The organism is Bradyrhizobium sp. Rc2d (assembly GCF_900099855.1).
Lineage (GTDB): Bacteria > Pseudomonadota > Alphaproteobacteria > Rhizobiales > Xanthobacteraceae > Bradyrhizobium.
The window spans coordinates 43,714-59,000 of record NZ_FNCU01000034.1 but is presented as its reverse complement, the minus strand read 5'-3'; the positions used below and the strand labels follow the sequence as shown (position 1 = coordinate 59,000).

10 protein-coding genes, 1 tRNA gene and 1 pseudogene are annotated in these 15,287 nt (G+C 64.5%); 8 read left to right on the top strand and 4 right to left on the bottom strand.

Features of this window, described 5'->3' with window-relative positions:
• Nucleotides 1–75 precede the first annotated feature (75 nt).
• Nucleotides 76–2,865, bottom strand: a complete 2,790-nt coding sequence (locus BLV07_RS31845; protein WP_091893852.1) for a [protein-PII] uridylyltransferase — start codon at nt 2,863–2,865, stop codon at nt 76–78.
• Between the two features lie 187 nt (nt 2,866–3,052).
• Here BLV07_RS31845 and BLV07_RS31840 point away from each other — a divergent pair, with 187 nt between their 5' ends.
• The 5 genes and pseudogenes from BLV07_RS31840 (at nt 3,053) to BLV07_RS31820 (ending at nt 7,431) form a co-directional block, all read left to right on the top strand.
• Nucleotides 3,053–4,024, top strand: coding sequence for an aliphatic sulfonate ABC transporter substrate-binding protein (locus BLV07_RS31840; protein WP_091893850.1), 972 nt, complete (start codon nt 3,053–3,055; stop codon nt 4,022–4,024).
• A 227-nt stretch (nt 4,025–4,251) separates the two neighbouring features.
• Nucleotides 4,252–5,097 (top strand): annotated as a pseudogene (locus BLV07_RS31835) (ABC transporter permease).
• A gap of 4 nt (nt 5,098–5,101) precedes the next feature.
• A complete protein-coding gene (locus BLV07_RS31830; RefSeq protein ID WP_091893848.1) occupies nt 5,102–5,887 on the top strand; it encodes an ABC transporter ATP-binding protein in 786 nt (261 codons plus the stop codon).
• A 55-nt stretch (nt 5,888–5,942) separates the two neighbouring features.
• Nucleotides 5,943–6,452, top strand: coding sequence for an OsmC family protein (locus tag BLV07_RS31825; protein WP_176945886.1), 510 nt, complete (start codon nt 5,943–5,945; stop codon nt 6,450–6,452).
• Between the two features lie 178 nt (nt 6,453–6,630).
• Nucleotides 6,631–7,431, top strand: coding sequence for a hypothetical protein (locus BLV07_RS31820; RefSeq protein WP_091893844.1), 801 nt, complete (start codon nt 6,631–6,633; stop codon nt 7,429–7,431).
• 112 nt (nt 7,432–7,543) lie between these two features.
• On the opposite strand, the gene mutS is transcribed toward BLV07_RS31820, so the two are convergent.
• The gene (gene mutS / locus BLV07_RS31815; protein WP_091893842.1) at nt 7,544–10,285 is read right to left on the bottom strand and encodes a DNA mismatch repair protein MutS; all 2,742 of its coding nucleotides are present in this window, start codon (nt 10,283–10,285) and stop codon (nt 7,544–7,546) included.
• A gap of 215 nt (nt 10,286–10,500) precedes the next feature.
• Between mutS and pcaF the strand changes: the two genes are divergently transcribed.
• Nucleotides 10,501–11,709, top strand: a complete 1,209-nt coding sequence (pcaF, locus tag BLV07_RS31810) for a 3-oxoadipyl-CoA thiolase (RefSeq protein ID WP_091893840.1) — start codon at nt 10,501–10,503, stop codon at nt 11,707–11,709.
• A 52-nt stretch (nt 11,710–11,761) separates the two neighbouring features.
• Here the strand turns inward: pcaF and BLV07_RS31805 are convergent, their stop codons facing one another.
• On the bottom strand, nt 11,762–12,103 hold the full coding sequence (locus BLV07_RS31805) for a hypothetical protein (RefSeq protein ID WP_091893838.1): 342 nt from the start codon (nt 12,101–12,103) through the stop codon (nt 11,762–11,764).
• 194 nt (nt 12,104–12,297) lie between these two features.
• Between BLV07_RS31805 and BLV07_RS31800 the strand changes: the two genes are divergently transcribed.
• Nucleotides 12,298–12,387, top strand: a tRNA-Ser gene (locus tag BLV07_RS31800).
• A gap of 804 nt (nt 12,388–13,191) precedes the next feature.
• Nucleotides 13,192–14,607: an allophanate hydrolase gene (atzF, locus tag BLV07_RS31790; protein ID WP_244551261.1), complete on the top strand. Its 1,416-nt coding sequence runs from the start codon at nt 13,192–13,194 to the stop codon at nt 14,605–14,607.
• Here the strand turns inward: atzF and BLV07_RS31785 are convergent.
• Nucleotides 14,573–15,262, bottom strand: a complete 690-nt coding sequence (locus BLV07_RS31785) for a Crp/Fnr family transcriptional regulator (RefSeq protein WP_244551260.1) — start codon at nt 15,260–15,262, stop codon at nt 14,573–14,575. The two genes, atzF and BLV07_RS31785, sit on opposite strands and share 35 nt — an antisense overlap.
• Nucleotides 15,263–15,287 lie beyond the last annotated feature (25 nt).

Genomic DNA, 15,287 nt, shown 5'->3' with positions numbered 1-15,287 from the left:
CTATCGCGCCACCGACTCTGCGGATGAATGGATTCCGGGCTCGCGCTACGCGCGCCCCGGAATGACGGACGAGGGTCACGCCGCCGGCTGCACCGCCTTGTCACCGGCCATCACATGGGTCAGCGCGCTCTTGATCGCGGCCTGCCGCGTCGGCGCGTTGATCTGCGCGCCCAGCAGGTCGGTGACGTAGAACACGTCGCGCGCGCGCTCGCCGAAGGTCGCGACATGGGCCGAGGCGATGTTGAGGTTGAGCTTCGAGATCGCGGTGGTCAGCTCGTAGAGCAGGCCGGGGCGGTCGAGACCGGAGACCTCGATCACGGTGTAACGGTCGGACCATTGGTTGTTGATGGTCACTTCCGGCTCGATCACGAAGGGCTTCGCCTTGCTGCGCACGGTGCGCCGCGCAACAACCTCCGGCAGGCGCAGCTTGCCTTCCAGCACGTCCTCGATCATCTCGCCGATGCGCGTGGCGCGCCGTCCCTCGTCCTCGTCGCGGTCATATTCCCGGGAGATCGAGATCGTGTCGAGCGCGCGGCCGTCGGTCGTGGTGTAGATCTGGGCGTCGACGATGTTGGCGCCGGCCGACGCGCAGGCGCCGGCGATGATCGAGAGCAGCCAGGGATGGTCGGCCGCGAAGATCGTGAGCTCGGTGACGCCGCGCACCTCGTCGAAGCCGACATTGATCGCGAGCTTGTGGCCGGCCTGCTCGCTGGAGCGGACGAAGCGGGCATGGCGGATCTTGCGCGGCAGCTCGACCTTGAGCCAATAGGCCGGATAGTGCCGGCCGATATAGGCATCGAGCTCGTCCTCCGGCCATTCGGCGAAGGCCATGCGGAATTCGGCGTACGCGGCGGCGAGGCGCTTGCCGCGATCGACTTCCGAAAAGCCGCCGGTGAGCACCGGCTCGGTCTCGTAATAGAGTGAGCGCAGCAGCTGCGCCTTCCAGCCGTTCCACACGCCGGGGCCGACGCCGCGGATATCGGCGGTGGTGAGAATCGTCAGGAGCTTCATCTGCTCGACCGACTGCACCACGGCGGCGAAGTTCTCGATCGTTTTACGATCCGAAAGGTCGCGCGACTGCGCCACCGTCGACATCGTCAGGTGTTCCTCGATCAGCCAGGCCACCAGCTCGGTATCGGCCGGGCTGAAGCCGAGCCGTGGGCACAGCCGCCGCGCCACCTTGGCGCCGGCGATGGAGTGATCCTCGGGCCGGCCCTTGGCGACGTCGTGCAGCAGCGTCGCGATGTAGATCACCGCGCGGTGCTCGGGTCTCGTCTTGCGCATGAGGTCGCTGGCCAGCGCGAACTCCTCGATGCCGCCGCGCTCGATGTCCTGGAGGAAGCCGATGCAGCGGATCAGATGCTCGTCGACGGTGTAGTGATGATACATATTGAACTGCATCATCGAGACGATCTTGCCGAAGGCGCGGATGAATTGCCCGAGCACGCCGGTCTCGTTCATCCGCCGCAGCACGGTCTCGGCGTCATTGGAGGTCAGGATCTCCATGAACAGCCGGTTGGCCTCGGGATTCTCGCGTAAGGTCCCGTTGACCAGGCCGAGCGAGCGCGTCACGTCGCGCATCGCATCCGGATGAAAGGCGAGGTTGTTCTTCTGCGCCAGGCGGAAGATGCGGATCAGATTGACCGGATCGTGCTTGAAGACATCGGGCGCAGCGACGTTGATGCGGTTGTTGTCGACGATGAAGTCGTCGCTATCAGGCACGCGCCGCTTCACGGTGCTGGGCCGCAGCCGCGCCATCATCCGGCTCAGCACCGGCGCCGGCTTGGCCTGCTGATCCTCGAGCTTGGCGCAGAGGATGGCGGTGAGGTTGCCGACTTCCTTGGCGACAAGGAAGTAATGCTTCATGAAGCGCTCGACGTCCTGCATGCCGGGATGCGAGGTGTAGCCGAGACGGACCGCGATCTCGCGCTGCAGATCGAAGGAGAGGCGCTCTTCGGCGCGATTGCAGTAGAAATGCAGATTGCAGCGCACCGACCAGAGGAAATCGGCGCACCGGCGGAAGCTGCGGTATTCCTGCGCGTCGAACACGCCGCGCTCGACCAGCTCGTCGGTGTCGCGGACCCGATAGACGTACTTTGCGATCCAGAACAGCGTGTGCAGGTCGCGCAGGGCGCCCTTGCCGTCCTTGACGTTGGGTTCGACCAGATAGCGCGACTGGCCGCCGCGGCGATGCCGCTCCTCGCGCTCGGCGAGTTTTGCGGTGACGAATTCGGACGCGGTGCCCTGCACCACTTCCTTGTCGAAGCGCTCGACCAATTCGTCATAGAGCGGCTTGTCGCCGGTCAGGAAGCGCGTCTCCAGGATGGCGGTGCGGATCGTCATGTCGCCGCGCGCCTGGCGGATCGATTCGTCGACGGAGCGGGTGGCGTGGCCGACCTTCAGCCCCATGTCCCAGAGGCAGTAGAGGATGGCTTCGGCGACCTGCTCGCCCCAGGCGGTCTGCTTGTAGGGCAGGATGAACAAGAGATCGATGTCGGATTCCGGCGCCATCAGGCCGCGGCCATAGCCGCCGGTTGCCACCACCGCCATACGCTCGGCGCCGCTCGGGATCGGCGAGCGGTAGAGATGCCGCGTTGCCGCTGAATAGAGGATGCGGATGATCTCGTCCTGCACATGGCACAGCCGCTCGGCGCAGCGGCGGCCGTGACGGTCCTTCAGCAGGATCGCCTGTGCCGCGGCGCGCGAGGCGATCAGCTCGGCCTTGAGCAATTGCGCCATGGCCGTGCGGAACGTGTCCTCGCGGCCCTCGTGCTTTTCGGCGAGCGCATCGACCGCGGCGGTGATCCGCGCGGTGTCGAAGCGGTCATCCGTCTCTGGCTTCTGCTCAATCGCGACGCTGTCCATGTCTCACCGGATATAAGAGGCGGCAGGCGCTGTCACCCGCCATTCTCTGGCAATAGCCGTTCCATGCTGGAAAGCTGCGGCTTTGGGCAAATCTGTTCTCGGGCCGCGCGCTCGCAAGGGACGGATTTTCTCGTTGACCTCTAGATATAACTCATTGAAAAACAATGAAGTTTTTGAGGGGCTGGGCATGACCAGGATTACACGACGCATTCTGTTGGCGGGAGCCGTCGCGCTCGCAATGACCCCTGCGGCACGGGCGGCGGATCCGCTCAAGGAGATCCGCATCGACTGGGCGACCTACAATCCGGTTTCGATGGTCCTGAAGCAGAAGGGCCTGCTGGAGAAGGAGTTCGCCAAGGATGGCATCACCATCACCTGGGTGCAGTCGGCCGGCTCCAACAAGGCGCTCGAATTCCTCAACGCCGGCTCGATCGATTTCGGCTCGACCGCGGGCTCGGCGGCGCTGGTCGCCCGCATCAACGGCAACCCGATCAAATCGATCTACGTCTATTCGCGTCCCGAATGGACGGCGCTAGTCACGGGCAAGGATTCCAAGATCGCGAGCGTTGCGGACCTCAAGGGCAAGCGCGTTGCGGTGACTCGCGGCACCGATCCGCACATCTTCCTGGTGCGCGCCCTGCTTGGCGCGGGTCTCACCGAAAAGGACATCACGCCGGTGCTGCTCCAGCATGCCGACGGCAAGACCGCGCTGATCCGCGGCGACGTCGATGCCTGGGCCGGGCTCGATCCGATGATGGCGCAGGCCGAGGTCGAGGAGGGCGCAAAACTGTTCTATCGCAAGGCCGACGCCAACACCTGGGGCATCCTCAATGCGCGCGAGCAGTTCTTGAAGGACTATCCGGATGCGGCTCGCCGCGTGCTCGCGGTCTATGAGGAAGCGCGAAAGTATTCGCTGGCGAATTACGATGAGCTGAAGAAGACCTTCATCGCAGTCACAAAACTGCCCGAGGCCGTCGTCGACAAGCAGCAAAAGGAGCGCACCGAGCTGACCCACAACCGCATCGGCGCGCCCCAGCGCGAGTCGATCCTCGCCGCCGGCCTCGCGCTCCAGCAAGCCGGCGTCGTCGATGCCAAGGTCGATGTGAAGGCCGCGCTCGACGCTCTGATCGACGACCAGGTCCCGCTGCCGACGAATTGATCTGCTTACCCTCCCCCTTGTGGGGGAGGGTGGCTTCGCGGCACGCGAAGCCGGGTGAGGGGTATCTTTCCTCACGGTCAGTGTTGCGAGTGGAGAGAACCCCTCATCCGGCGCTTCGCGCCACCTTCTCCCACAGGGGGAGAAGGGAAGACCCGGCGGGGGCGCGGCAATAGTAGTGTTGCATTAGTAGTGTTGCATTCCCCGACCAGACGCGCTTCCTACCGGCCATGATCTCTGACGCGCCAGTCCTGCAACAACCCTCTGATACGGCCTAAACCGCGGCCGCGCCTTCGCGCGTCGCACGTTATGCGCGACCGATGCTGGGGCTGTTGCTGCCGCTGACGCTGGCGCTTGGCTGGGAGCTCGTGGTCTGGCTCGGCTGGTCCAACGGACGGCTGGTGCCGCCGCCCTCGCGCGTGTTGGCCACCATCACCGAGCTCGCCCGCTCCGGCGAGCTGGTCCGCCATATCACCGCGACGCTGTGGCGGGTCGGGCTCGGTTTTGCCTTCGGCGTGGTCGCAGGCACGCTGTTGGGAGCCATCTCCGGCTATTGGTCGCTGGCGCGGCGGCTGCTCGATCCGACCGTGCAGGCGCTGCGCGCGATCCCTTCGCTCGCCTGGGTGCCGCTGTTCATTCTCTGGCTCGGCATCTTCGAGACCTCGAAGATCGCGCTGATCGCGGTCGGCGTGTTCTTCCCGGTCTATCTCGGCGTGATGAGCGCGATCCTCTCAGTCGACCGCAAGATCGTCGAGGTCGGTCGCACCTTCCGTCTCTCCGGGTTCGCCATGATCCGCCGCATCCTGTTGCCCGCGGTGCTGCCGGCCTACGTCGTCTCCTTGCGCGTCGGCCTCGGTCTGGGCTGGATGTTCGTGGTGGCCGCCGAGCTGATCGGTGCCTCCGAAGGCCTCGGCTATCTCCTGCTCGACGGCCAGCAGCTCGGCAAGCCCGCGCAGATCCTCGCGGCCATCGTGATCTTCGCCATCCTCGGCAAGCTCACGGACTGGCTGATCGAGGTTGCCGCCGCGCCCTTCCTGCGCTGGGAGGACGCCTTCTCCCGCGGGAAAGGAGCTTGAGACGATGCTGGCGCTCGACCGGGTCAGCAAGACCTATCCCAATGGCGTGCAGGCGCTGGCGCGTTTCTCCGCCCAGATCCGCCAAGGCGAGATCATCGCCATTATCGGCGGCTCCGGCTGCGGCAAATCAACATTGCTGCGCGCCATCGCCGGCCTCGATCGCGCTAGTTCCGGCACGGTGACGCTCGATGATGAGGCGATCAGTTCGCCCCACGCCAAGATCGGCATCATCTTCCAGGAGCCGCGGCTTTTGCCCTGGCTCAGCTTTGCCGACAATATCGGCTTCGGTCTTGCCGATCTGCCCGCCGCCGAACGGCGCGAGAAGGTGGCGCGCGCGCTCGAGCGCGTCGGTCTTGCCGATAAGGCGCTGGCCTGGCCGCGCGAGCTCTCCGGCGGCCAGGCACAGCGCGTCGCGATCGCACGCGCACTGGTGCCACAGCCGGAGGTGTTGCTGCTCGATGAGCCCTTCTCCGCACTCGACGCTTTCACCCGCCGCGACCTCCAGGATCATCTGCTCGACCTCTGGGCCGACACGCGGCCGACCTTGATCCTCGTCACGCATGACGTCGACGAGGCCGTGGTGCTGGCCGATCGCGTGCTGGTGATGCGGCCGCGGCCGGGCCGGCTGTTCGACCAGATCGAGATCAATCTGGGCCGGCCGCGCGACCGCAATTCGCCGCTGTTCGAGAATTTCAAGCGAAGTATGCTGACATCACTCGACCGTTCACTCGACCGCGGCGTGCCCGACCGTGACGCAACCCAGGGTCCCGGTCAGGCCATGTGGTGGTGACAATTCGCCTTCAAGCCGGTACATCGAGGAGCAATCTTTCCGGGAGAGAACGAACATGGACGCTGCCCAATTGCGCCAGATGCAGGCCCCGATCAAGGAGCGCTACAAGACCGATCCCAAGGCTGCGCTGATCACGCTGAAGGCCAAGGGCTCGACCGATAGCGATGGCATCGCCTGCAAGGTCGAAACCGGCCGCACCATCGCGATGGCTGGTCTGCATCCCGCCACCGGCGGCTCCGGCCTCGAGCTCTGCTCCGGCGACATGTTGCTGGAAGCGCTGGTCGCCTGTGCCGGCGTCACGCTAAAATCGGTTGCGACCGCGATCGAGGTGCCGCTTAGGACCGGCAATGTCTATGCCGAGGGCGACCTCGACTTCCGCGGCACGCTCGGCGTCGACAAGGAGACCCCGGTCGGCTTCGCCGAGATCCGCCTGCGCTTCGAGGTCGACACTGATGCGCCGCAAGACAAGCTCGATCTATTGCTGAAACTCACCGAGCGATATTGCGTGGTCTATCAGACCATCAAGAATGGCCCGAAGGTGTCGGTGTCGATGCAGCGGATGTGACTCTCTGTACCCTCCCCTGGAGGGGGAGGGTCGATCGCGCGCAGCGCGAGCGGGGTGGGGTGATCTCTCCACTCGGGCACCGTCTCCGTCGAGAGACTGTCACCCCACCCCGCCTCATATTTCGCTGCGCTCCATATGAGCCGACCCTCCCCCTCCAGGGGAGGGTAAGAAGCCAAAAATGTCCCTCGACCTCCACTTCATCTTCTTCCTCCTCCTGCGCATGGCGATTGCGGCGGCGTTCGTCGTGACGGCGTCGATCATCACCGAGCGCTCGGGACCGGTGATCGGGGCGCTGGTGGCGACGCTGCCGATCTCGGCGGGGCCTTCCTATGTCTTCCTCGCGCTCGACCATGACGCCGCCTTCATCGCGCAAGGCGCGCTGTCGAGCCTTCCGGTGAACGCTGCGACGGTCGTCCTTGGCCTCTGCTATGTCGTGCTGGCGCAGCGGAACAATCTGCTGGTGAGTGCAGGCAGCGCGATAGCGGTGTGGATCGTGCTGGCCTCCCTCATCCGCCTGTTCGACTGGACCTTGACGGCCGGACTCGCCGTGAACCTGATTGCCTTCGGCATCTGCATTCCGCTGCTCGCTAGGTACCGCCACGTGAAGATGCCGTTGGTCACGCGTCGCTGGTACGACATTCCGTTCCGCGCCGCGCTGGTGGCGACGCTGGTTGCGATCGTGGTTTCGACGTCGGGCTGGGTCGGTCCGCGGGTCTCCGGCGTCATCGCGCTCTACCCGATCGTCTTCACCAGCATGATGGTGATCCTACACCCGCGCATCGGCGGCCCGCCGACCGCCGCCGTGCTCGCCAATTCCGCCTGGGGCCTGCTCGGGTTCGGTATGGCGATCGCCGTGATGCATCTCGGCGCCGCAAACTTCGGCTCCGCGATCGGCCTCAGCATGGGGCTCGCCACCTGCATCGTTTGGAATCTGACGCTGTGGTGGAACGGGCGAAGGAAGCGGCTGGCGGCTGCGTGAGCGTACCTTCGTAGGGTGGGCAAAGGCGCGCATTTCGCGCGCCGTGCCCACCATCTGCCTGCGGATTCGCCGTTGCATGGTGGGCACGCTTCGCTTTGCCCACCCCACGGCACTATGACTGCTTCGGCAGCTTGGCCTTCAACGCATACAGCGCATCTAGCGCCTCGCGTGGCGACATCTCGTCCGGGTGCAGCGCCTTCAGCGCATCCATCAAAAGCTCGGCTTCGCTCGGCGGCGCAGCTTCTGCCGCGGCGCGCGAGGGTACGGCGAACAGCGGCAGATCGTCGGCGAGCGCGCGGGCGGTCTGGCCGCGATCCTGGGCCTCCAGCTTCGCCAGCACCGATTTGGCGCGGGTGATCACGGCCGGCGGCAGCCCGGCGAGCTTGGCGACCTGGATCCCGTAGGAGCGGTCGGCCGAGCCCGGCAGCACCTCGTGCAGGAACACGACGTTGCCCTGCCACTCCTTCACCCGCACGGTGGCATTGAACATCCGCGGCAGTTTTGCCGAGAGCGCGGTCAGCTCGTGATAATGCGTCGCGAACAGCGTGCGGCAGCGATTGCTCTCGTGCAGATGCTCGATCGCGGCCCAGGCGATCGAGAGTCCGTCGAAGGTCGCGGTGCCGCGGCCGATCTCGTCGAGGATCACGAGTGCGCGCTCGCCGGCCTGGTTCAGGATCGCCGCGGTCTCGACCATCTCGACCATGAAGGTGGAGCGGCCGCGGGCGAGATCGTCGGCGGCGCCGACGCGCGAGAACAGGCGATCGACGATGCCGATCCGCGCCCGCGTCGCCGGCACGAAGCTGCCGATCTGCGCCATCAGGGCAATCAGCGCGTTCTGGCGCAGGAAAGTCGATTTACCGGCCATGTTGGGACCGGTGAGCAGCCAGAGCTGGCCGGACTTCTGTCCGGGCGCCGGCGACAGATCGCAGGCATTGGCGATGAACGGCTCGCCATTGCGCTTGAGCGCCTGCTCCACCACGGGATGGCGGCCGGCCTCGATGGCAAAGCCGAGCGAGGTATCGACCTCGGGCCGCACATAGTTCTCGTCGACCGCCAGCTTTGCCAGCGACGTCGCGACGTCGAGCAGCGCAAAGCCGTGCGCGGCGGCGCGCAAGTCTTCACTGATCTCGAGCGCCTTGGCGGACAGTCGCTCGAAGATTTCGAGCTCGAGCCCGAGCGCGCGGTCGCCGGCATTGGCGATCTTGGCCTCGATCTCCCCGAGTTCGGAGGTCGTAAAGCGCACTTGGCCCGCCAGCGTCTGGCGATGGATGAAGGTCGCATTCAGCGGCGGCGACATCAGCTTGTCGCCGTGCTGCGCGGTCACCTCGACGAAATAGCCGAGCACGTTGTTGTGCCGGATCTTTAGGGCCTTCACGCCGGTTTGGTCGGCGTAGCGGGCCTGCATCGAGGCCACCACCAGGCGCGAGGCATCGCGCAGATTGCGGGCTTCGTCGAGCGCGGGCTCGTAACCCTGGCGCACGAAGCCGCCATCGCGCTTGATCAGCGGCAGTTGCTCGTCGAGCGCGCTGGCAAACTCGGATGCGAGCTGGCGCGACGGCTTTTGCAGCGCCGCCATCACCGCCACGATCTCCTGCGGCAGCTGGTCAAGTTCGGATAGCCGCGTCAGCACCTGGTCGGCCGCGATGATGCCGTCGCGGATGCCGGCGAGGTCGCGCGGCCCGCCACGGCCGACCGAGAGACGGGCCAGCGCCCGCGACATGTCGGGGGCGCCGCGCAGGATGCTGCGGATGTCTTCGCGCGTGGCCGAGTCGGCAACGAAGGTGCTGACTGCGTCGAGCCGCCGCGCGATCGCCGGCGCATCGGTCAGCGGCGCCGCCAGACGCTGCGCCAGCAGGCGCGAGCCGGCCGAGGTCACGGTGCAGTCGATGGCGTCGAGCAGCGAGCCACGGCGTTCGCCGGCGAGCGTGCGCGTCAATTCGAGATTGGCGCGGGTGGCCGGATCGATCGCCATGGTCGCGCCAGAAGCTTCGCGGGCGGGCGGCGACAGCGGTGGATGCTTGCCGACCTGGGTGCGGTCGACATAGGTGACGGCGGCGGCCGCAGCCGTGGCTTCCAGCCGCGTGAGCTGCGCCAGCCCGTCCATGGTCGCGACCGCGAAATAATCGCACAGCCGCTTTTCGGCAGTGGCGCCGTCGAAGACGTCGCGGGTCAGCGGCGTCACCGCCGGCAGCTCGCGCAAGGTCTGTCCGAGCTCGCTGTCGTTGTACAGCGCGTCGGTGACGATCGCCTCGTTCGGGTTGATGCGCGCCAGCGTCGCGGCAAGCTCGCCGCCGCTGCACTCCGTCACCATGAACTCGGCGGTGGAGATGTCGATCCAGGCAAGGCCAAAGCGGTCGCCGCCGGCGGAAGAGCGGGCGCGCGCGATTGCCAGCAGGTAGTTGTTGGCGCGCGCGTCGAGCAGCGTGTCCTCGGTCAGCGTGCCCGGCGTCACCAGTCGCACCACGCCGCGGCGGACCACGCTCTTGTTGCCGCGCGCTTTCGCCGCGGCGGGGTCCTCGGTCTGCTCGCACACGGCGACCCTGTGGCCGGCCGATATCAGGCGGTGCAGATAATCCTCGGAGCGCTCGACCGGCACGCCGCACATCGGGATATCCGCGCCCTGATGCTTGCCGCGCTTGGTCAAGACGATGCCGAGCGTCTTCGAGGCGATTTCGGCGTCCTCGAAGAACAGCTCGTAAAAGTCTCCCATCCGATAGAACAGCAGCAATCCCTGATGCGCCGCCTTGATTTCAAGGTACTGTTCCATCATCGGCGTCACGCGCGCGGCGGCTTCCGCTGGCGGGGCGGGCGTGGATTCGGGCTCTGGCGCAGGAATGGGCTGTTGCATTGTCATGGGCGGCGCAACCTACAAAATTTCGCCCCTTGCTCCTATCGCTTTGCCCGGAGAGGCGAGGTTTTCCACGTTGTCCGCACGGCGGCATGCATGGCGGACGGCAGGCCCTGCAAAACGCACGCGAAACCGTCAATTGACCTGCCGCGGGCGCCCTCCTAAAACTCCGCGGACATTGAAGAATTTGGGCCGGATCGCGGCATTCAGGGAGAACAACGATGCGTGACGTCTTTATCTGCGATGCCGTGCGGACCCCGATCGGCCGTTTCGGCGGCTCACTCGCCAAGGTGCGCGCCGATGACCTCGCCGCTGCCCCGATCAAGGCGCTGATGGCCAAGCATCCCAATCTCGACTGGGCCCAGGTCGATGAAGTGTTCTTCGGCTGCGCCAATCAGGCCGGCGAGGACAATCGCAACGTCGCACGCATGGCGCTTCTGCTTGCTGGGCTCCCGGATTCGGTTCCGGGCCAGACCCTGAACCGGCTTTGCGCCTCCGGCCTGGATGCGGTCGGCGCTGCCGGGCGCGCGATCCGCTCCGGCGAGATCGAGCTTGCGATTGCCGGCGGCGTCGAGTCGATGACCCGCGCGCCCTTCGTGATGGGCAAGGCACAGGAGGCGTTCTCGCGCTCGGCCGAGATCTTCGACACCACGATCGGCTGGCGCTTCATCAATCCGCTGCTCAAGGCGCAGTACGGCGTCGATGCGATGCCGGAGACCGGCGAGAACGTCGCCGAGGAATTCCAGGTCTCGCGCGCCGACCAGGATGCCTTCGCCATCCGCTCGCAGCAGCGCGCGGGCGCGGCGATTGCGGCCGGCTATTTTGCGGAAGAGATCACGCCGATCACCATTCCCGGCGGCAAGGCCGGCCCCATCACAGTCGACAAGGACGAGCATCCGCGCCCCGAGACGACGCTGGAGGGTCTCGCCAAGCTGAAGCCGATCGTGCGCAATCCCGGCACGGTCACTGCCGGCAACGCCTCCGGCGTCAATGACGGCGCCGCCGCAATGATCCTCGCATCCGAAGCTGCGGTGAAGAGGCACGGTCTGACGCCCCGCGCGCGCATTCTCGGCCTCGCCTCCGCCGGCGTGCCGCCGCGCATCATGGGCATTGGACCTGTGCCGGCGACCCGCAAGCTGATGGAGCGGCTCGGCAAGAAGATCAGCGATTTCGATTTGATCGAGCTGAACGAAGCCTTCGCCTCGCAGGGCATCGCCTGCATGCGTCAGCTCGGCGTGCCTGATGATGCCGACTTCGTCAATCCGCATGGTGGCGCCATCGCGCTTGGCCATCCCCTCGGCATGAGCGGCGCCCGTCTCGCGCTCACCGCCGTGCATGGCATGGAAAAGCGCGGCGGCAAGCTCGCGCTGGCCACCATGTGCGTCGGCGTCGGCCAGGGTGTCGCGGTCGCGATCGAGAAGCTGAATTGAGCTCTTTCCGTCTCTCTCCCCGTTCTTACGGGGAGAGAGGAAAACGAGTGCCTCAATAGCAATACGACACGCCATCCAGAATCGCGCACTGCCGCTTGTTCGGTGCGTTGGGATCATCCAGCGGCACGATGCCCTTGCCCTGGCCGACGAACACGCCGGGCCCGACATGCACCGAGCTCTTGTTGCCGATGATCACGCTCGGATGCGGCGTCAAGCTCGAGCGGGTGCCGTCCGGCCAGATGATGGCATCGCCCGAAAGCACCCCGCGCCGCCCGTCGTCGCAGTTCACGTCAACGCCCTGCCGGGTGCAGACCTGCGCCATCGCCGGCGTGGCGAGGGCGATACCCAGGGCCGAAATCAGGCTCAGCGCAGTGATGATCTTGCAGACGGTCATGGCACCCCCCTGGCGGTTTGGCGTCCTCACGTGAATCGTCGCCCCAAACCCGCCGCAGGTTCAGCCGGCGGGCGGATCGGGCGTCGATCGGCATCAGATATTCTCTCGTAAATACAATATGTTGCGGAAAATTCGCCCGATTTTCCCGCGATCCCTTGCAAAATCGTCGGCGCCCCTTCAAGAGAGGGCGCTCCGGAGAGATGGCCGAGTGGCTTAAGGCGCACGCTTGGAAAGCGTGTGTGCGGGAAACCGTACCGTGGGTTCGAATCCCACTCTCTCCGCCATTTGCGCGATTTTGTTCGCCAGACTGCGATCTAGGATACTTACGAACCGCGCAATTCCCGACGTGAATGCCGGGTATATTGCGCGACACAAGCTCCTCGAGGACCATCTCCGCAGTCAGCTGCAGGCGATTGGCCGCGCCCTGTTTGCGGCTTTCGGGCCGTCGCTTACCGACAGCACTGCAAGATTACTGGGACGCGGTACATGCCGACGAGCGACTCAGGATATTGCGATGCGGCCGGTCAATCTGGATGCGGAACAACGGATACGGCAGGCCGCCTAGCATTCCTGCTCTCCGAAGGTGAAAGCCACACGTTCGAATCGTGTCGGGAGTCCCGACAACATCGATGCGTGATTTCGACTGGCTGCTGACAAAGCGAGGCTCATCAAAGACCTAGCAAGAATCGGACAACGCAGCCGCGAGGCCGGCGGTTTAGATCGCCCCCGTGTGGTCTGCGCTCCATGACGAGATCGGCAGTCGAAGGGATCAGCTGCGCAACCCGATCTAATTGGTAGGTTCAATTCGTGGATAGTGTTTTGAACCTATGACCTTCAGGTTACGTGTCTGAACGTCTCGCCTCATCCGCACCAGTTTCGCACCAGAAACAGCCCGAACGAACCGTGACGAACGCGATCGAACCCGAACGAAAACGCAGGGAAATCAACAAGGCCGGTCGATAGTCTGCCGCTCATAATGGTTTGGTTGCAAGTTCGAGTCCTGCCGGTGCGGCCGAGGCGCTTAGTTGCTTTCATTACAGGGCAGCGGCTTCATATTTATGGGGTCATGCCCCTCAGGAGTTTATTCCGTGCCGCAAGCTATCTTATCCGCGCAGAGTCGACCTCTACGTTCGCCTGCCGAGTTAGCCTCCATCATCACAACCGTCTATGAGCGCATCGAACGGGACCGGCGCCGCAACTGCTGGATCTATGTGCGGCCCATAGAAGAAGCGCTGGCCGAGGCTGATGCCCTTGTGCAGCGAGTGGAGGAGGGTGAAGTCCTGCCGCTCCTTGGCGTGCCATTCGGCGTCAAGGACAACATTGATGTTGAGGACATGCCAACGACAGCTGCCTGTCCGTCATTCGAATATGTGGCTGCGCAATCGGCCAGATGCGTCGAGAGATTGACGGCCGCGGGTGCGATCTGTCTTGGCAAAACCAACCTAGATCAATTCGCAACCGGACTGTCCGGCACCCGCTCCCCCTATGGTGCCTGTTCCAGCGCTGCTAACGATCTGTATATTTCCGGCGGTTCGAGCTCCGGTTCGGCTGCTGCCGTAGCATCCGGCCATGTTGCCTTCGCTCTCGGCACAGATACCGGCGGCTCGGGCCGGATTCCCGCAGGCTTCAATGGGATCATCGGGATCAAGCCAACCGTCGGCCTCGTCTCATCCCGGGGGCTTGTGCCGAACTGTCCGACGCTCGATTGCCCCTCGATTTTCTGCAATTCCATTGCCGAGGGTCGAATTCTGCTCGGGTTGATCGAAGGATTCGACGACAGCGATCCTTATAGCCGCCAACGGATTGCCTCGTCCTCTCCATCTCCTCGCAAATTCCGGTTCGGCCAGGTCTCTGTCGGTCATCTGAATTCATTCGGAATGCCGGAATGCAATGATCTTTACAGGCAGGCCTGCACGAGGCTTTCGGGACTGGGAGGCCAAGCCAGGCAAATTGACTTCGCGCCTTTCGCCGAAGCCGGTGAAATGCTCTTTTCAGGGCCTTGGATTGCCGAACGTCATGCGGCGATCAGCGCGCTCCTGGACATCGACCATGGAAACCTGCTTGACGTCATCCGCAACGTGCTGAGCGCAGCTGTCCGGTTTTCCGCAATAGATGCTTTCGCCGCGCAACATCGACTCTTGAAGCTGCGACGCCAGATCCAATCGCTTTTCGAGGAGATCGATGTCTTGGTAGTACCTACCGCGCCACGCCCCTTTACGATCTCAGAGATGATGGAAGATCCTATCACGCTCAATAGTCGCCTGGGTTATTACTCTTATTTTGCCAATCTCGTGGACTTGTGCGCAGTGGCAGTTCCCAACGCAACGCTTGGCAACGGCATGCCGATGGGCATCACTTTGCTAGCGCCTGCGTGGTACGACTATGCTCTTCTCGACCTTGCCGAGCGATGGCTGCCCGATGCGAAGGCTGCACTGTTCGATCCAAGAGTGTATATCCGAAGGCCGCGGCCTAGACGACTTCGAGATCGAGAGCGCGCGGATTGAGGATTACAATCAGGCCTCGGTGATAACGGATGACACCCCTTGCCTGCATGCGGGAAAGCTGCACCGTAACCCATTGGCGTGTTGAACCGATCAGATTGGCGAGATCACCATGTGTGAACGGGATCCCGATCACGATCTCACGGCCCTGCTGCGAGCCGTAGATCTTCGAGAGGAAGACCAACAGACGATGCAACCGCTCGGTCACCGAGCGGGTCCCCAGCATTTGCGCCATGGCCGAATAGCACCGTGCCTTGAAGGCGAGTGCATCCAGCAGCGCGACCGCGATACTAGCCGATTGAAGCGCCAGCGCGCGCAGGGCTGGGCCGGGCAAGAACGTAACCTGGCTCCGTTCCACCGCGACCGAAGACCATACGTGGGCACCAGTACCGAACAGATCCGGGCCGCCGACGAAATTGCCGGCGAACCAGTAGGCCAGCGTCACCTCGCGTCCGGAAGGAGCCGCGTAGTAGCTGCGAATACGCCCCTCTTCGATCAGATAAATGCCGTTCTGCAGATCGCCCTGGCGCCAGACATGCTTGCCTGCCTGCAGGACCTCCTCGCGGCCGATGGCGAGGACACGACGCCGGTCAGCCTCACACAACGGATCCAACAAGCTGGGCAGCGACCCGACCAGAGCATCCGATCCCGCCAGCATGATGCCGGTCGTATTCCTGAGACTT